15 protein-coding genes and 3 pseudogenes are annotated in these 17,334 nt (G+C 71.2%); 9 read left to right on the plus strand and 9 right to left on the minus strand.

Annotated elements, in window-relative coordinates:
* Nucleotides 1-151: 151 nt before the first annotated feature.
* From ACWGKJ_RS14580 to ACWGKJ_RS14590, 3 genes and pseudogenes are all read right to left on the minus strand, one after another.
* Nucleotides 152-532 carry a DUF7919 family protein gene (locus tag ACWGKJ_RS14580; RefSeq protein WP_385032986.1) on the minus strand — a complete coding sequence of 127 codons (381 nt, stop codon included), beginning with the start codon at nucleotides 530-532 and terminating at the stop codon, nucleotides 152-154.
* Nucleotides 529-879 (minus strand): putative adhesin, encoded by a 351-nt coding sequence (locus ACWGKJ_RS14585; RefSeq protein ID WP_385033022.1) that lies wholly within the window; start codon nucleotides 877-879, stop codon nucleotides 529-531. Before ACWGKJ_RS14585 ends, ACWGKJ_RS14580 begins: the two co-directional genes overlap by 4 nt.
* 381 nt (nucleotides 880-1,260) lie before the next feature.
* Nucleotides 1,261-1,734, minus strand: a pseudogene (locus tag ACWGKJ_RS14590) (DNA helicase); the annotation flags it as partial.
* A 56-nt stretch (nucleotides 1,735-1,790) separates the two neighbouring features.
* Here ACWGKJ_RS14590 and ACWGKJ_RS14595 point away from each other — a divergent pair.
* Nucleotides 1,791-2,411, plus strand: a pseudogene (locus ACWGKJ_RS14595) (AMP-binding enzyme); the annotation flags it as partial.
* Between the two features lie 44 nt (nucleotides 2,412-2,455).
* Here the strand turns inward: ACWGKJ_RS14595 and ACWGKJ_RS14600 are convergent.
* Both ACWGKJ_RS14600 and ACWGKJ_RS14605 read right to left on the minus strand, forming a co-directional pair.
* Nucleotides 2,456-2,848, minus strand: coding sequence for a VOC family protein (locus tag ACWGKJ_RS14600; protein ID WP_385032989.1), 393 nt, complete (start codon nucleotides 2,846-2,848; stop codon nucleotides 2,456-2,458).
* 105 nt (nucleotides 2,849-2,953) lie between these two features.
* The gene (locus tag ACWGKJ_RS14605; protein WP_385032992.1) at nucleotides 2,954-3,523 is read right to left on the minus strand and encodes a hypothetical protein; all 570 of its coding nucleotides are present in this window, start codon (nucleotides 3,521-3,523) and stop codon (nucleotides 2,954-2,956) included.
* A gap of 654 nt (nucleotides 3,524-4,177) precedes the next feature.
* Here ACWGKJ_RS14605 and ACWGKJ_RS14610 point away from each other — a divergent pair.
* From ACWGKJ_RS14610 to ACWGKJ_RS14620, 3 genes are all read left to right on the plus strand, one after another.
* A complete protein-coding gene (locus ACWGKJ_RS14610; RefSeq protein WP_385032995.1) occupies nucleotides 4,178-6,406 on the plus strand; it encodes a chitosanase in 2,229 nt (742 codons plus the stop codon).
* Between the two features lie 113 nt (nucleotides 6,407-6,519).
* Complete coding sequence (locus ACWGKJ_RS14615; protein WP_385032998.1) at nucleotides 6,520-7,830, plus strand: MFS transporter; 1,311 nt, start codon at nucleotides 6,520-6,522, stop codon at nucleotides 7,828-7,830.
* A complete protein-coding gene (locus ACWGKJ_RS14620; protein WP_385033001.1) occupies nucleotides 7,827-8,858 on the plus strand; it encodes a TolB family protein in 1,032 nt (343 codons plus the stop codon). Before ACWGKJ_RS14615 ends, ACWGKJ_RS14620 begins: the two co-directional genes overlap by 4 nt.
* An 80-nt stretch (nucleotides 8,859-8,938) precedes the next feature.
* On the opposite strand, the gene ACWGKJ_RS14625 is transcribed toward ACWGKJ_RS14620, so the two are convergent.
* From ACWGKJ_RS14625 to ACWGKJ_RS14635, 3 genes are all read right to left on the minus strand, one after another.
* Nucleotides 8,939-9,736: an SAM-dependent methyltransferase gene (locus tag ACWGKJ_RS14625; protein WP_385033004.1), complete on the minus strand. Its 798-nt coding sequence runs from the start codon at nucleotides 9,734-9,736 to the stop codon at nucleotides 8,939-8,941.
* A gap of 138 nt (nucleotides 9,737-9,874) precedes the next feature.
* Entirely contained in the window at nucleotides 9,875-10,579 is a 705-nt protein-coding gene (locus tag ACWGKJ_RS14630; RefSeq protein WP_385033007.1) for a M24 family metallopeptidase, read from the minus strand.
* Nucleotides 10,566-11,450: a class I SAM-dependent methyltransferase gene (locus tag ACWGKJ_RS14635; RefSeq protein WP_385033010.1), complete on the minus strand. Its 885-nt coding sequence runs from the start codon at nucleotides 11,448-11,450 to the stop codon at nucleotides 10,566-10,568. Before ACWGKJ_RS14635 ends, ACWGKJ_RS14630 begins: the two co-directional genes overlap by 14 nt.
* Before the next feature lie 285 nt (nucleotides 11,451-11,735).
* On the opposite strand from ACWGKJ_RS14635, the gene ACWGKJ_RS14640 reads away from it, so the two are divergent.
* The 5 genes and pseudogenes from ACWGKJ_RS14640 (at nucleotide 11,736) to ACWGKJ_RS14660 (ending at nucleotide 16,544) form a co-directional block, all read left to right on the plus strand.
* The gene (locus ACWGKJ_RS14640; RefSeq protein ID WP_385033013.1) at nucleotides 11,736-12,563 is read left to right on the plus strand and encodes a 2,3-dihydro-2,3-dihydroxybenzoate dehydrogenase; all 828 of its coding nucleotides are present in this window, start codon (nucleotides 11,736-11,738) and stop codon (nucleotides 12,561-12,563) included.
* A gap of 70 nt (nucleotides 12,564-12,633) precedes the next feature.
* Nucleotides 12,634-13,950 (plus strand): isochorismate synthase, encoded by a 1,317-nt coding sequence (locus ACWGKJ_RS14645; protein WP_385033016.1) that lies wholly within the window; start codon nucleotides 12,634-12,636, stop codon nucleotides 13,948-13,950.
* Nucleotides 13,947-15,596 (plus strand): annotated as a pseudogene (locus ACWGKJ_RS14650) ((2,3-dihydroxybenzoyl)adenylate synthase); the annotation flags it as partial. The gene ACWGKJ_RS14645 and the pseudogene ACWGKJ_RS14650, both read left to right, overlap by 4 nt.
* Before the next feature lie 108 nt (nucleotides 15,597-15,704).
* On the plus strand, nucleotides 15,705-16,307 hold the full coding sequence (locus ACWGKJ_RS14655; protein WP_385033025.1) for an isochorismatase family protein: 603 nt from the start codon (nucleotides 15,705-15,707) through the stop codon (nucleotides 16,305-16,307).
* Between the two features lie 6 nt (nucleotides 16,308-16,313).
* Nucleotides 16,314-16,544: a phosphopantetheine-binding protein gene (locus ACWGKJ_RS14660; RefSeq protein ID WP_385033019.1), complete on the plus strand. Its 231-nt coding sequence runs from the start codon at nucleotides 16,314-16,316 to the stop codon at nucleotides 16,542-16,544.
* A gap of 72 nt (nucleotides 16,545-16,616) precedes the next feature.
* On the opposite strand, the gene ACWGKJ_RS14665 is transcribed toward ACWGKJ_RS14660, so the two are convergent.
* On the minus strand, nucleotides 16,617-17,273 hold the full coding sequence (locus ACWGKJ_RS14665) for an ankyrin repeat domain-containing protein (RefSeq protein ID WP_385017059.1): 657 nt from the start codon (nucleotides 17,271-17,273) through the stop codon (nucleotides 16,617-16,619).
* Nucleotides 17,274-17,334: the final 61 nt, after the last annotated feature.

Below are 17,334 nucleotides of genomic sequence, written 5' to 3' on the forward strand. Positions count from 1 at the left end.
AGTGGAACCCGGCGCCCACCCGACACGACAGCCGGGCCATCAGCCCGCCTGCCACCAGCCACACAACCGAAACGGCCCGCCGAAGAAACCGACGGACCATCACGAAAGATCGAGGCTAAGCTTCCAAAATCCTCTGCCCGCCTGCGCATCATCAGCCGCCTTGCATTACCGATCGAATAAAATCGGCAGGCGGAAGATAGTCATGGGATTCCACATAGTGGACAATCATGAGCGGCGCAGCATACACAATATGCCCCTCTCCCATAACGCGCATTTCCCCGCTCCCAATGAAAGGGTCATCACTAAATGCGACTCTTTGCGCCTCTTCGAAGGAGGGGCACAGCTCGCAGAAATGGACCCCTCGATGCACATTAACCGGCGACTTCGCATGCTCTTTTAGAGCGATCAAAAACTGCCCCGGTACGCCGCCTTCAGGGTAGGACTGCGTGTTGGACAGCCATCCCACGTTCAAGACCTCCCCTCCACCGCTATCCTCATAGGAGTATGGAGTCAGATCTTCAAAATATGTCACCTTGGATCCACATGCTCTCTACAAATCGCGACATGGCAAGCTCCCATGTTTTCTTCAATAATCTCACTCAGGCGCGTCGGCTTTCTGACACTGATGGATCGGGAGCTGATGGAAAGGTTTTTCGGCGGCCCAACCGTATAGTCGGGAACACTCTTTCCGGAGCCAAATGTCTCATACGGGCCTACCTTGCCTCCAGTCTCAATCTGGTATCCGATGGAATCCTTCAACCTTTTTCCATCTTCAACATAGAATTTCAACCAGGTGCCTGGCGGCACTATGAGATCACCGGATCCCAGAACATAGTAGCCGTGGCCAGTGATGACGGTGGATTGGTCAGACCTTCCCATCCGCGTAACGCTCCTGGCATACGGCGCACCGACCCCCTTACCTACCGTCGGTTCAGCTCCGCGTGCGACTCCACCCTTCAGCCCGCTCCATGCCTGACCCGCAAGCGAACCCAGCCCTCCGCTAGCGGCGCCGAGTAGTAGATCTGCTGGCGTAGTGGATTGGCATTGGGCCGTGTTGACCGCCCAGCTATATCCGGCACCGACTGCGGCGTCGACGCCAATGGTGGTTGCGAGGCCTGCGCCGCCTTCGAGGCCGAGACCTGCGGCGACGCCTGCTCCTGCAGGGGCGAGGAAGGCTGCGCCGGCTCCGATGAGGGCGCCCTTGCCGGTGGCGACGGCGAAGTCGCCCCAGTTGAAGTCGTCCTGGTGGGTGAGGGCGCTCACGGCGCCATGTTCAGGGTGCTGGAGATCAGCCCACGCCTTGAGTGCGAAAGGCATCACAGCGTCAGCCAGTTGGATATAGCCCTGTCCTTCGAGGCCGCGCAGGTGGGGGATGTGGCGGCGGGTGATGACGGGGTCTGCGGAATGGCAGAAGCGGGTCACGGTGTGCAGGGCGGCTTAGGACAGGGCTGCGGGGGTGATGTCGTGGTCCCCGATGCGCAGGGGCTGGGTGATGCCCAGGGCCCGGCCGGCTCTCCAGCCGTTCTGGCGGGGGCCGTTGAGGCGGGGCAGGTAGCGGTGGCCGGTGGCGGCGAAAGCCAGCGCGTGGGTGGTCTTGCACGTGACGGTACGCGGGAAGCGGGAGGTTGCGGCGGTGGCGATGTCCTTGCTGAAGGCGAGGTAACGCCCGCGGCGAGGAGTGGCAGCAGCCAGCAGGGCCAGGGTGGAGGTCTTTCCGGTACCGGCGCCTGCCTGGTCTCCCCGACGGCCTGCCCGGACTGAGGCACGCGGTCAGCGTCGGTGAACCACTCATGGGCGATGTGGTCGGACAGGTCCGCGCCCTGGCCGGGGTGACCGTCCGTAACGGGTTCGGGCAGTCCGAGGTCACCGCCCTGGCCGGGGTCACCGCCTCGTCCACGGCGGACCCGGTGTCCATGGGGCATCCGCTGCCGGGCTACGAGCTGGTGGTGGTCGGGCCGGGCACCGACCAGCCGGCTGAGGAAGGGGAACTCTGCCTGGATCTGGCCAACGCGCCCGTCGGCATGATGAGCGGCTATCTGGACCCGGAGGACAACGCCACGAGCCACACTCCGGGCGGCCTCTACCGGACCGGCGACATCGCCCGGTGGGACGATGACGGGTCCCTGGTCTACCTCGGGCGGCGCAAGGACATGTTCGAGGGTCCGGACGGGGTGCGGATCGCGCCCCTCGAACTGGAACATGTGCTCGTACTGCACCCCGCCGTCGGCGAACTCTCCGTGGTGCCGGTGGCCGAGGGCGAGGCGCTGGTACCCAAGGCGTACGTGGTGCTCTCGGCCGGCTGGAACGCCAGCCGGGCCACCGCCGATGCGCTCTTCGCACATCTGCGGGAACGTCTTCCGGCAGAGAGGCTCGTACGGTTCCTGGAGTTCGTGGACGACCTGCCGCGCACCGAGTCGGGGAAGGTCAGGCCCAGGGCTGAGGGTGCCAGGGGCGTTCAGCGGACGGGCTGGGCGGAGACGACCAGCGCGAACGAGTGCCCGGCGGGGTCGGAGTACAGCCGGACGTCGTGGCGGCCCCCGTTGTCCTTGGTGTCGAGGGGCCGCGCTCCGAGACCGATCGCCTCGCGCTCGGCCTCGTCCATGTCGCCGTGGGACACCAGGATCCTCAGGTGGGCCTGTGAGGCGTCGTCGGGCCGCGGCCAGCTCGGCGGGGCGTAGCCGTGGTCCCTGCGGACCGCCAGGTGAACGCCGTCGTTCCCGATGACCTCCATGACATCGGGGTCAGCGCCCACGCGTGTCTCGGCGTCGAGCAACTGAGCGTAGAAATCGGCCAGTTCGGCCTGCTCGGAACAGTCGAGCACCAGCACGGCCGTCTTGGGAACTCCCATGATCCTCCTGCTTTCGGTCTCCTGACCGCCCCGGTTCTCGGGGGATGCGGTCGCTGAGGAGCCGCCTACCCCGCCCGGCAGGGCGCACGCCCCCGGCGGGCCGGATCAGTGGTGCGCCCGCCTACGGACCAGCACCCCGGCGATCACCAGCAGCAGCGCACCGCCTGCCGCGTAACAGAGGACGGCCCGGCCCGCCCGGCCCTCCGTGACGGGCCCGGGACGGGGATGGGGCGCGTGGGCGGCGGACCGGAGTTGGTCCGGATCCGCCCCGGGCAGTGGCACGGCGGCGCGGAACGGCGCGCCGGCCGGGTCGAGGCCGGCCGACGGGGCCGAGCCCCATGGCCGGTACGTGCACCGCTCGCCGGAGATGCGGAGATACTCGGGCGCCCGCCAGGTGTGCGCGTCGTTGACGACGGCGGCGTGGTGGGCCTCCGGCGTGCCGGGCGAGCGCCGCGCACCGGGGATGAGGCCGTGCCGGCCGGCCCCCGCCCCGATGAGCAGGGCGGTCGGGTGGTAGTCCACGGGCGCGGTGAGCACGCTGGGTGTGTGCAGGGCGACGTGGTAGCCGGGTCCGGCGAGGGTGGCGCCCGCGGCCATGGCCCGGTCGCGCTCGGTGGGGGCGGCGGCCGGGCACATGGCACAGGCGGACACGGAGAGAAGGCTGGTGCGACTCATGCCGGCACGTTAAGCACACGATTCACGGCAGGCCGGGTGTCGGCCGCTGTCGGAGGGCAACGCCCTCCGCACGGGTGCGCCACGTCCGCCGGATGGCGGTTGCCGACCAGGGACGGGCCCCGCCCGGTCAGCCGCGCGAGCAGGATGGGGGAGCATTCGCACGGTCATCGCGAACCCCGCTTCGGCAACTGTTAGTTAACTTTCCTGACGGTTTGAATTCTGACCGCTCTGTCGATGCTCAGTCAAGGGTGCGGAACCGGCTCGGCCACCCCGGCGGAACGGTTGACAGGCCGTATCGCCGACGAGTAGGAATCTCCGTCAGCAGCCTGGCGCGGAAGTTCAGAACCCGACGCGCTCAGTTGATTCTGTCCCGGCTGCCCGCGGCCCGATGCCGCTCGCGCTCACCGCGGCGCCCGCTCGCCGCAGTACCACGGCACCGCTGACACCTGCGGCATGCCCGGACGCGTCCGGATCTCCGCCGGCGTTCAGGACATTCCCCGGCCACCTCCTCAGGCGCCCCCTCAGCCACTCCCCAGGGCACGTTCTCAGCCACCTCCTCAGGCACGTTCTCAGGCACTCCCCCAAGGCACCCCCACCGTCTGCCGAACCGACGGCGACCGTCCATCCGTCCGTCCGTCCGTCAAGGAGATCCGTATGACGCCTCCCTACCCTCCCCTGCGCGCACGCCGCACCCACGATCCTTCCGTACCGTCCGTTCCGTCACACGGCCGCACCGGACGGACTCCCATCGGGCGGACCCGGGCCGGACGGCCTCCGTCCGTATGGCTGCCGGCCGGGGCCCGGCGCGCCCGGCGGGCCCTCGTCGCGGCCGGATCGGCTGTGGCGCTCGGGCTGCTCGGAATGGCCGGATCCGCCGCATCGGCGCAGACCGCCCCTCCCCCGCCGGAAGCGCTGACGACCACCGCGTCCGGGATCCCGCGGTACGACCATGTCGTGGTCCTCATGGAGGAGAACAAGTTCTACGACGACATCGTGGGGAGCAAGGACGCCCCGTACATCAACTCCCTTGCCAAGCAGGGTGCTTCGTTCTCCGACTTCCACGGCACGACGCACCCCAGCCAGGGCAACTACGTGGCGCTCTACTCCGGTTCCACACACGGGGTGGCCGACGACGACTGCCCTCACGACTTCAGTGCCGACAATCTGGGCCACCAGCTGATCGGCGGCGGGCACACCTTCACCGGGTACTCCGAGGACCTGCCGGCGGCCGGTTCGAAGGACTGCGGCGACGACGGCGACAGCGGATACGCCCGCAAGCACAACGGATGGGTGGACTTCGCCAACACCCCGGCCTCGTCCAACCTCGGATTCGACCGGTTCCCCTCGGACTACGGCAAGTTGCCCACGGTGTCCTTCGTGACGCCCAACCTGGACAACGACATGCACGACGGCAGCGTCAAACAGGGCGACAGCTGGCTCAAGAAGAACCTCGACGGCTATGTCCAGTGGGCCAGAACCCACAACAGCGCCCTGATGCTGACCTGGGACGAGGACGACGGCGACGACTCGGACAACCAGATCGCCACCATGATCGTCGGCGACCATGTGAAGCCGGGCACCAAGTCGAAGGCCCGCTACGACCACTACTCGCTGCTCCGCACACTGGAGGACATGTACGGGCTGCCTCCTCTGGAGAAGGCCGCGTCGGCGAAGCCCGTCACCGACATCTGGGACACCGGCGTCACACCCCCGCAGGGCGGCACCGACCTCGCACTGAAACGGCCGGTCAAGACCTCGTCGGTGGAGAGCAGTTCACTGAGCGGCGACAAGGCCGTGGACGGCAGCGCCACCACCCGGTGGGCCAGCAAGGAAGGCTCCGACCCGCAGTGGATATCGGTGGATCTCGGCGCCTCCACCGATATCGGCCGCGTCCGGCTGGAGTGGGAGGACGCGTACGGCAAGGCGTACACCATCCAGACCTCCGACGACGGCACCGCCTGGAAGACGGTCTCCTCCACCACCAGCGGCGACGGCGGAACCGATGACCTCACGCTGAGCGGCCACGGCCGGTATGTGCGGATGTACGGGACGAAGCGCGGGACCTCGTACGGGTACTCGCTGTACGGATTCGAGGTGTACGGCGCGGACCCCGCAGCGGTCCCGACAGGCCGGGCGGCCGGAACGCGGAAGGGCGAGAACACCAGCACCGCAGCCGATCTGACGGACCCGCACAAGAAGGAGGCCGCGATGGAGCTGGTCTCCAGCGCGGAGAACTCCTCACTCGACTGGAAAGCGCAGTACACCTATGTCGGGGACATCGGGGACGGACGCGGCTACACGGGCGGGATCGTGGGGTTCTCCTCCGGTACCGGTGCCATGCGCGACCTGGTCCAGCTGTACACGGAGCGCGAGCCGCACAACCCGCTGGCCGCGTATCTGCCCGCGCTGCGCACGGCGGACGGCGGCGACTCGCACGCGGGGCTGGGCGCCGGATTCGTCTCAGCCTGGCACACGGCCGCGGCGGACCCGGTGTTCCAGCGCGCCCAGAACGACGAGCGGGACCGGGTGTACTTCACCCCGTCCGTGGACCGGGCGAAGCAGGACGGGCTGCACGCCCTGGGGCAGTTCATGTACTACGACGCGATGGTCATGCACGGCCCCGGAACGGACCCGGCCGGCTTCGGCGGGATCCGCGCCATGGCCATGAAACATGCCAGGCCCCCCGCACAGGGCGGCGACGAGAGGACCTATCTCCACGCCTTCCTCGATGCCCGCAAGGCCGCGATGCGCACCGGGACCGGTTATGACGACACCAGCCGGGTCGACACGGAGCAGCGGGTGTTCCTCGCCGCCGGAAACCTCGGTCTGACCCCGCCGCTGTCCTGGAAGACGTACGGGGACCCGTACACGATCACGCGGTGATGCCGCCGCCCGCCGGGCCGGCCCCACAGCGGACCGGCCCGGCGGGCCGGCAACCCAGCAGACGCAACAGACGCAACAGCGCAGTTCAGCAGAGGCCAGCAGGGAGGGCAGCCATGTACGTCTCATCGAGCCGGTCCACCCCGGCGCCCGGCACCGACCGGGACGCGCCGCCGTCCGGCGCGCCGTCGGCGGGGGGTCCACCGGCCGACGCACCGTCAAGGTCCTTACGGGCGCGGGCTGCCGTGGCGCCCAATGTGGTGGCCCTGGGGTCGGTCAGTCTGATCACCGACATCTCGTCGGAGATGATCACCGCGGTCCTGCCGATGTATGTCATCTACACCCTCGGTCTGAGCCCGCTCCAGTTCGGCGCCCTCAACGGCATGTACTTCGGGATCACCGCCGTCGTACGTCTCGCCGGGGGCCACGCGGCGGATCGCTGGCAGCGCCGCAAACTCGTGGCGGGCAGCGGCTACGCCCTCTCCGCCCTCTGCAAACTGGGCCTGTTCGCCGCAGGTGCGTCGGTGCCCGCCCTGGGTGTGGTGATCGCAGCCGACCGTACGGGCAAGGGGCTGCGCACCGGGCCGAGGGACGCGCTGATCTCCCTGAGCAGCACACCCGGGACGCTGGGGCGTTCGTTCGGTATCCACCGCGCACTGGACACCACCGGCGCGTTTCTCGGTCCCCTGGTCGCCTTCGCGCTGCTCCTGGCGGACCCTGACCGGTACGACACCGTGTTCGTGGCGAGTTTCTGCATCGCGGCTTTCGCGGTCGCGGTGCTGGCCCTGACGGTCCGTGACCGGCGGGAGGCGCAGGCCGGCCCGCGGGGCGCGACCCTGCGCGCCGCCCTGCGCCTCCTTCTGCTGCCACGCTTCCGCCGGGTCTGCGTCGGCGCGGCCCTGCTCGGCACGGTGGCGCTCAGCGATTCGTTCGTCTATCTGCTGCTCCAGGAGCGGCTGGACATCGCCGTCGCGTACTTCCCGCTGCTGCCACTGGGCACCACCGCCACCTATCTGCTGCTGGCGGTCCCGTTCGGGCAGCTCGCCGACCGGCTCGGGCGGCTGCGGGTGTTCGTCGGCGGGTACGGGGCGCTGCTCGGGGCGTATCTGCTTCTCTTCGGTCCGCTCGGCGGAGCCGCTCTGCTGATCGTGACGCTCGTTCTGCACGGCCTGTTCTACGCGGCGACCGACGGGGTCCTGATGGCCGCCGTGGGGCCGCTGCTCCCGGTGGAACTGCGGGCCAGCGGCATGGCCCTGATCCAGACGGGCCAGTCCGTCGCGATGCTGGCCTCATCGGTGCTGTTCGGCGCCGCCTGGACCCTGTGGGGGCTGCACACCGCACTCGCGGTGGCGCTCGCCGCGCTGTTCACGGCGATCCTCGCCGCGCTCTGGATCCTCCCCCTCCGTGCGGAGGGCAGCGCCGTATGAGCACCTGGGACAACCCCCGAAGCTGCTCACGGATGGGCACCGGGGCCAGAACGCTGATCCTGGTGGTGACCGCCCTGGTCCTGGCCACCGCCGCCACCGGCTACGTCATGCACGCGCGGGACGGGGCCGCCGCCGGCCCCGCCGGCCGTATCCGGCTGGACCGGCCGGGCCGGATCCTGTTCCGCGACACCGCGCCCGGGGCCGGGTTCGGCCGTGCCGCGACCGTGTCGGCCGCCGCCCCCGGCGCCGCGCGGACCGTCGGAGCGGTGCGGTGCGACCGTCTCTACGCCGCCCGCGGCACCGGTATCTGTCTGCAGCGCAAGGGGCCGGTGCCCGCCACCTACGTCGGCGTGCTCGACCGCGCCATGCACCCGACCCGCCGGATCAAGGCCGCGGGCTTCCCCAACCGTGCCCGGGTATCCGCCAGTGGCGCGATGCTCTCCTGGACGACCTTCGTCCAGGGCGACTCCTACCTCAGGGACGACTTCTCGACCCGTACCTCGGTCCTGGACACCAGGACGGGCAGGCTCCGCAGCAACATCGAGCGGATCCCGCTCACGCTCGGGGGCAGGCCGTACCACGCGGCGGACGTGAACTACTGGGGCGTCACCTTCGCCGCCGACGACAACACCTTCTACGCGACGGTACGCACCGGGGGCCGCACCTACCTGGTCAGGGGCGACTACCGGAAGTGGACGGCACGCACCCTGCGCACCAACGCCGAATGCCCCTCGCTCTCCCCGGACGGCACCCGCATCGTGTTCAAGAAACGCGTCAACGCCAGCGCCAACCGCCCCTGGCGGCTGTACGTCCTGGATCTGGCGACGATGCGGGAGACGCCCCTCGCCGAGGTCCACAGCATCGACGACCAGGCGGCCTGGCTCGACGGGCACACGGTGATGTACGGGCGGGCACGCGGCTCGGGCGGCGGCTGGGACGTGTGGTCGGTCCCGGCCGACGGCAGCGGCGCTCCCCGCCTGCTCATCCCTGACGCGACGTCTCCCGCGGTGCTGACCGGCGAGCGGTAGCCATGAGCCGGAAACCGGGAGGCGGTACGCGGGTCCGCCCGCAGCGGCCCCCGGCAGCCACGCAGCTGCCGGGGCGCCGATCACCCGGTCTTGCGTGCCACCCCTCCGTAGAAGCCGATCTCGCCGGAGCGTGCGGGCGGCGGAGTGTCGGGGCGCCAGAACGGCACCTGGGCCAGGCCGGGTTCGACAAGTTCGAAACCGTCGAAGAACCGTTCCACCTCGGCGTGCGAGCGCAGGTTCAGGGTGGCGGTGGCCTTGTGGTAGACGGCCTGCGCCGCACTCCGGTCGGCGAAGTCGCTCGTGGCGTGCGACAGGACCAGGAAGCTGCCGGGGGCCAGCGCGTCGCGCAGCGTCGCCACGACCTGCTCGGGCTTCTCGGCGTCCGTGAGGAAGTGCAGGACGGCGATGAGGAGCACGGCGACCGGCTCGCCGAAGTCGATGACCCGGCGGATGTCCGGGTGGTCCAGGAGGGCTCCGGGGTCGCGCAGGTCGGCGAGGACGACGCTGGTCGCACCGGAGCCGCTGAGCAGCGCGTTGGCGTGGGCGTTCACGATGGGGTCGTTGTCGACGTAGGCGATGCGTACGCCGGGCGCCACTTCCCCGGCGGTCTCGTGCACGTTCGGAGAGGTGGGCAGTCCGGTGCCGACGTCGAGAATCTGCCGGACACCGCTGGAGACCACGTGCCGCACGGCGCGCCGCAGGAAGGCCCGGTTGGCCCGTACGCCGATCCGTACCTCGGGCGCCGCGGCGGCGAGTTCCTCGGCGGCCTGCTGGTCGACCGGGTAGTGGTCCTTGCCGCCAAGCAGGTAGTCGTAGATCCGCGCGGGATGCGGCCTGCTGGTGTCGATCGCCTCGGCACGGAAGCCGTCCTGTCTCACGCTGCTGCCCCTCTCGGCCACCGCCCCGGCTCCCCGCCGGTGGACGGTCGCCGACAGCTTCGCACATCAACTCCGTTGCCCGGACGGCCAGGTGGCGCGGTGATCGCCGGGGCCGGCTCCCGCCCGCCGGGAGCCGGATCAGGCGAGGTCGAGAAGCTGCTCGTAGAAACCGCCGAAGCCGTTCTCCTCGTCGACCAGATGGACCTCCAGGATCCAGTGACAGTGCCACCCGGCCCGGTCGGTACGGCGGAGCGGGGTGTCGTTCTCCGGCGTGATGTACGACTCGGTCCTCGCGCCGTCGATCGTCTCGTGCGGGAACTCACCGACGAGATGGCCCGCGTGCCAGCCGCCCAGCGTCCAGCCCGCGCCTGCGGCCAGCCGGCCGACCTCCGCGTGGAGCTGCTGCCCGGTGATGCCGGGGTCCGCCCGGAACGCCTCCCGGCCCGCCGCGAACACCTCTGCCAGATCGTCGCGCAGCCGCCGCTTGTGCGGGTCGCCACCGAGGACGAAGGTGCGCCCGAAGTCCGCCTCGTACTCCTCGAAGACCGGCCCGAAGTCGGCGAACGCGATGTCGTCCTCGCGGATCACCCGGTCCGGCGGGTTCTCCCGGTACGGGTACAGCGTGTGCGGCCCGGAGCGGACGATCCGCTTGTGCCAGTGCTTCGTCGTCCCGAACATCTCGTTCGCGAGGTCACGGATACGGTCACTGACCTCCCGCTCACCGGCGCCCGGTGCCACCAGGCCGCGCGCCTCGACCTCCGCGAAGAGGGCCACGGCCTTGCGCTGCGCCTCCTCCAGGCCGAGGGCACGCAGTTGCTCGTCCATCCGGTCAGGCAGCGCCATGGTGCAGTCCCTCCGTTCCCCGGGCCCCGTGGGGTGTCGCCCGTACGAGGACGAGCGACCCTTCGTACTGCGGCCTGCCGCGCAGGTGGCCGAAGCGTGCGTCCCACACCCCGGAGTCCAGATCCGCGCGGAGCCGGCCGGTGAACCGCTCGCGTACCCCGTCGTCCACGAAGCTCCACGCCGAGCACGCCTGCCGGGCGGCGGGGTCGAGCAGCATCTCGGGGCGCCCGTAGTAGGCCTCGTTGAAGCCGTCCGTGCAGTCCAGCGGGATCGGTACGGCCCGTACGCTGACCGTGCCGCCGAGGGCGCGGGCCATCATCCCGATCGCGGGGTAGCGGCGGGCCTCGGTGTCGAGGACCTCGGGGGCGTACTCGTACAGCCAGAAGTCCCGTACGCGGTCCGGGTCACAGGTCAGTACCGTGACCGGGCCGCGGGTCACCCGGCGCATCTCCCGCAGCCCCCCGCCGACGTCGGACCACTGGTGCACGCTGAAGAGGGTCATCGCCCCGTCGAACTCCCCGTCCGCGAAGGGCAGGTTCTCGGCGACCGCGTCCACGGCGCGGGGCAGGCCGGTCGAGCGCCGGGCCCGCATCGACTCCGACGGCTCGACCGCGGTCACGGCCGGTGCGGCGGACTCGTACGAACCCGCCCCCGCCCCCACGTTGACGACTCTGCGGGCGCCGCCCAGGGCGTCCGCGATGACCTGGGCGATACGGGGATCGGGGCGCCTGAGTGCCACGCGGCCGGTGCGGACACCGCCGTAGCCGACGTCACCGGCGCCGCCGTCAGAGCCGCGGGCAACCGTGAAACCGTCCACGCCACCAGCCACCGTCTTCGCCTCCGCACCTGCCGGGAAATCCGTCTCCCCCATACTGCATCTGCGAAGGGCTTTCCGTATATCGGCTGTCGCATGCTCGTTCCATCAACCAAAAGCCTCGCAAGTGTGAGTCTGTCGACACCTCCAGGCACGGCTGCGGCCGAAGGCGAGCGACCCGGCCTCCTTCCGGAGAAACAGCAGGCCCGCTGTGCAATCAATTTAAGGTTAGCCTAACCTAAGCCCCATTCGAGTGGGCCGGGTCGCACGAACTCCCGCCGCCCGCACGGATCAGCGTCCCGAGCCCATACGTCCGAGCACATCGACACGGAGATCACCGATATGTCTTCGCACCCCGCCCAGCACACCCGCCCCAGCCCGGCGGCCGGTCCGTCCGGCGCGCCGGAACTCGCCGGCCGTGTCGCCGTGGTGACGGGCGCGGGCCGGGGCATCGGTGAGGCGGTCGTCCGGGCGCTCGTGGGACAGGGCGCGGTGGTCGTGGCGGCCGACAAGGACTCCGACGGCATCGGCCGGCTCGCGGCGGAGTACCCCGGGCAGGTGACCGCGCACCGGGCCGACGTCACCGACGCGGCCGAGGTGGACGAGCTGGTGGCACGGACCGAGCGGACCGAAGGCCCCCTCGCCATCGCGGTCAGCGTGGCCGGGATCCTGCGTCCCGCGCCCGTCGTCGAACTCGGCGACGCCGACTGGGCGGCGACCTTCGCCGTCAACACCACGGGCGTCTTCCACCTCGCACGGGCCGCCGCCCGCGTGATGGAGGCACGCGGCTCGGGCAGCATCGTCACCGTCGGGTCGAACGCGGCCGGAGTACCCCGCAGCGGCATGGCCGCGTACGCGGCGTCCAAGGCGGCCGCGGTCATGTTCACCAAGTGCCTGGGCCTGGAACTCGCACCGAGCGGTGTGCGCTGCAACATCGTCTCGCCCGGCTCGACCCTGACCGATATGCAGCGGCAGCTGTGGACGGACCCCGGGGCACCGCAGCGGGTCATCGACGGCGACCCGCTGACCTACCGCACCGGTATCCCGCTCGGCCGGATCGCCGACCCGTCCGACATCGCCGACGCCGTCGCGTTCCTCGTCTCCGACCGCGCCCGTCACATCACGATGCACGACCTGTACGTCGACGGCGGCGCCACCCTGCGGGCCTGACCGGCGCCCGCCCGCACTCCGCCGGCCACGTCCCGAGCCCACCCCACCACCTCTCCGATCGGAGCCCTACGTGACCTCCCTTCCCGACCTGGCAGGACCCCCGGTGTCCGGCTCCCCCCGCCATCCGGACACCGGACCCCGCCCCCTCGCGGCGGTCGGCGCCGCCACCGGGCTGCTCACCGCCTACGAGCCGGGCGACCACTGGTTCTTCGCCTCCCCCACCCGTACGCTGCTCGCCCACGGCGCATCCGTGGAAGTGCCGCAGGACGAACGCCCGCCCGCCGTACGGGTGTCGGAGCTGCTGGCGGAGCGGCGGAGCGCGGGTGAGCGTGCGGCGCTCGTCGTCGGTACGGTGCCCTTCGACCGGGCGTCCCCCGCGGTGCTCGCCGTACCGCACACGGTGAGCTGGGCGCCCGCGCTGCGCGAGGACCCGCTCATCGCGCTGCCCGCGCCTCCCGTCGCCTCCCCGGCGGGCGGCTGGACGGTACGGGAGGTCCCGACCGCCCGTGAGTACGGCGAATCGGTCGCCGAGGCCGTACTCCGCATGCGGGGCGGTGAGTTGAGCAAGGTGGTGCTCGCCCGCACCCTGGAGCTGACGTCCGCCGGTGAGCCCGACATCGCGGCGATCCTGCGGAGACTGGCCGGGTCCGACCCCGGCGGTTACACCTTCGCCATGCCGTCGGGCCCCGGCCGTACGCTGCTCGGCGCCAGCCCCGAACTGCTGGTCTCCCGGCGGGGACCGCGTCTCGTGGCCAACCCGCTGGCCGGGTCGGCGCCGCGCAGCGCCGACCTCGCCGAGGACGTGCGCACCGCGGCCGCGCTGCTCGAATCCGCGAAGGACCTGCACGAGCACGCGGTGGTCGTGGACGCCGTACGCACGGCGCTCGCCCCGTACTGCGCGAGCATCGACGTCCCCGCGCGCCCCACCCTGGTGCGCACCGCCACCATGTGGCATCTGTCGACCACCGTGACCGGTGAGGTCTCGGACCCGGCCGTGTCCGCGCTGGAGCTGGCCTGTGCGCTGCATCCGACCCCGGCCGTGTGCGGGACCCCGACCCCGTACGCCCGTGAGGTGATCGGCGAGCTGGAACCCTTCGACCGGGGGCACTACACCGGGATGGCCGGGTGGTCCGACGCGAACGGCGACGGCGAGTGGGTCGTCTCGATACGGTGCGCCGAGGCGCGGGGGCGTCTGCTGCGCCTGTACGCGGGTGCGGGGGTCGTGCCCGGCTCGACGCCGGAGGGCGAGACGGCCGAGACGGCCGCCAAGTTCCGTACCTTCCTGGACGCCGTAGGGGCGGGCGACGCCGTGGGGTCAGGGGACGCCGCGGGAGCCGGGACCGACGCCGCGAGGGCCGGGGCCGACGCCACGGGGGCCGGGCAGTGAGCGCCGCGGCGGACGGGGCGCCCACCTGGCCGGAGGAGTTCGCCGACCGCTACCGCTCGGCCGGGTACTGGCGCGGCGAGACCTTCGGCGGAATGCTGCGCGAGCGGGCCGGGCTGCACCCCGACCGGATCGCCGTCGTGGACCCGGCGGGCGGCCGGCGGGCCTGGACCTACCGGGAGCTGGACGAGCGGGCCGACCGGCTCGCCGCCGGATTCGCCGGGCGCGGCATCCGCAGGGGCGACCGCGTCGTCGTCCAACTGCCGAACATCGCCGAGTTCTTCGAGGTGGTCTTCGCGCTCTTCCGGCTGGGCGCGCTGCCGGTCTTCGCGCTGCCCGCCCACCGGGATCTTGAGATCAGCTACTTCTGCTCGTTCACGGAGGCGGTCGCCTACGTCGTCCCCGACACCCACGGCGGCTTCGACCACCGGGCCCTGGCCTCGGCCGTACGCGCCGAAGTACCCACGCTGCGCGAGGTGTTCGTGGTGGGCGAGCCGGGCGAGCACACCGCGCTCAGCGATGTGCCGCGCGACCCGGCGGACGGCGGCGCGTACCCGGGGGACGACGGACCCGTCCCCGGTGACCTCGCCTTCCTCCAGCTCTCCGGCGGCAGCACCGGGGTACCCAAGCTCATCCCGCGCACGCACGACGACTACATCTACTCGCTGCGCGGCTCCAACGAGATCTGCGGGGTCGACGGGGACTCGGTGTATCTGGTCGCGCTGCCCGCCGCGCACAACTTCCCGCTCAGCTCGCCCGGTTCGCTGGGTGTGCTGTACGCGGGCGGGCGCGTCGTGCTGTGCCCGCAGCCCGACCCGGCCACCGCCTTCCCGCTGATCGAGCAGGAGGGCGTGACCCTCACCGGTCTGGTGCCGCCCCTCGCCCTGGTCTGGACGGACGCGGGGCCCGGCACCCCGTACGACCTGTCCAGCCTGCGGGTCCTGCTGGTGGGCGGCGCCAAGTTCAGTGAGGCGGCGGCGCGCCGGGTGCGGCCCGCGCTGGGCTGCGCCCTGCAGCAGGTCTTCGGGATGGCCGAGGGGCTGGTCAGCTACACCCGCCTCGACGACCCGGGCGAGACCATGGTCACCACCCAGGGCCGGCCCATCTCGCCCGATGACGAGATACGGATCGTGGACGACGCGGACCGTGAGGTGGCCCCGGGCACCACCGGTCATCTGCTGACCCGGGGCCCGTACACGATCCGCGGCTACTGGCGCGCCCCGGAACACAACGCGCGCTCCTTCACCGAGGACGGCTTCTACCGCACGGGCGACGTGGTCCGCAGGACGCCCACCGGGCACCTCGTCGTGGAGGGCCGGGCCAAGGACCAGATCAACAGGGGCGGCGAGAAGATAGCGGCGGAGGAGGTCGAGAACGTCATCCTCGCCCACCCGGCCGTGCACGACGTGTCCGTCGTCGCCGTGGCCGACGGCTACCTCGGCGAGCGCAGCTGTGCGTACGTCATCCTGCGCCGGGATGCGGAGCCGCTGAAGCCGGCCGCCGTGAAGAAGTACGTACGCGAACGGGGGCTCGCCGCCTACAAGGTCCCCGACCGGGTCGAGTTCGTCGACGCCTTCCCGCAGACGGGGATCGGCAAGGTCAGCAAGAAGGACCTGCGCACCGCGGCCACCCCCGGCAGCTCTGTACCTGCGGCCGCCCCCGGCTCCTTCGTACCTGCGGCCGCCCCCGGCACCTCCGTACCCCAGCACCACCGAAAGGCTTCCGTCGTGGCACTTCCCGCCATCGCCCCGTACCCCATGCCCACACCGGACGAGCTGCCCGCGAACCGCGTCGAGTGGACCGTCGACCCGGACCGGGCCCTGCTGCTCGTGCACGATCTGCAGCACTACTTCCTCGACGCCTTCACCGAAGGCGCGTCCCCGGTCACCGAACTCCTCGACAATGTGGAGCGGTTGACGTCCGAGGCGCGCCGCAGAGGCATTCCGGTCGCCTACTCGGCGCAGCCCGGCGGCCAGACACCCGAACAGCGCGGGCTCCAGCAGGACTTCTGGGGCGCGGGCCTGCCGGACGACGACCACGCGAAGGCCATCCCGGCCGCGGTCGCGCCCCAGGTGGGCGATACGGTGATCACCAAGTGGAAGTACAGCGCCTTCGTCCAAACGCATCTGCTCCGGCGGATGCGCGACCTCGGGCGCGACCAGCTGATCGTCGTCGGGGTGTACGCGCACATCGGTGTGCTGATGAGCGCGGCCGACGCCTGGATGCAGGACATCAAGGCGTTCGTCGTCGCCGACGCGGTCGCCGACTTCTCCCGGCAGGACCATGAGATGGCCCTGCGCTGGGCGGCCGGCCGGTGCGCCGTCGTCACCAGCACCGAAGCACTTCTCAAGGAGCTCTGAGCGGTCATGGCACTCACCGTGGAACGGATCCGCGCGGACGTCGCGGACGCCCTGGGCGAGGACCCGGCGGACATCCCCCTCGACGAGAACCTGGTCGACTACGGGCTCGACTCCATCCGCATCATGACCCTCCTGGAGGGCTGGCGGCGCGACCACGGGGTGGAGGCCGGATTCGCGGATCTGGCCGAGCGCCCCGAGATCGCCCTCTGGGCGCCCCTGCTCGGGACCGGTGCCTGACCGCTCTCCCGGCGGTGGCCCGCAGCGGCCGCGCGGCGCCCCCGGCCACCGGCCGGGGGCGCCGTCTCCGTCTCAGCCCCCGGCCGCCCTGAGCAGGTCGGCGATCCGGGTGAACCCGCGCTGCTCGGCATGGCGCAGGGCCGTCACCCCGTCGCCGTCCGGCAGGCCGGGCGTGGCACCGGCCGCGATCAGGAGTCCGACGATCTCCTGGTGGGCCGGTCCCCCGTCGCCGAGGATCACCGCCTCCAACAGGGCTGTCCAGCCGAGGCTGTTGACGTGGTCGACCTCGATGGCGGTCTCCCGCAGGAGGGCCCGTACGTAGTCGGTGTGGCCGCGCTCGGACGCCGGGATCAGCGCGATCCCGCCGAAGCGGTTGCGCTGGGTCAGATCAGGGCCGGCCGGGAGCAGCACCCGCATCATGGCCACGCTCCCGGTGACACCAGTGGCCAGCCAAGGGCTGTCGTCACGGTCGTCCTGGGCGTCCGGGTCGGCTCCCTCGGCGATCAGGGCGCGGGCGGCCTCGACATGGTCGCCGATGGACGCGAGAAGCAGAGCGGTACGGCCGTGCAGGTCGCGGGCCTCAAGCCCCGCGCCGGCTGCCAGGGCGGCCCGCACCGCCGCCGTGTCTCCCCGGCCGGCCGCGGCCAGAAGCGCCCGGTCCTGCTCGTGCACCGCGGTCCTCCGTCCGTCCGGGTCCGGGTCCGTGGGGTGGGTGTCGTGCGTGTTCATCCTGCTGCCGTCCTTCCGTTCCTGTCCCGGCGCCGCCTACTCGGTGAGGGCCTACCCGGTG

Source organism: Streptomyces sp. NPDC054757 (assembly GCF_053612185.1).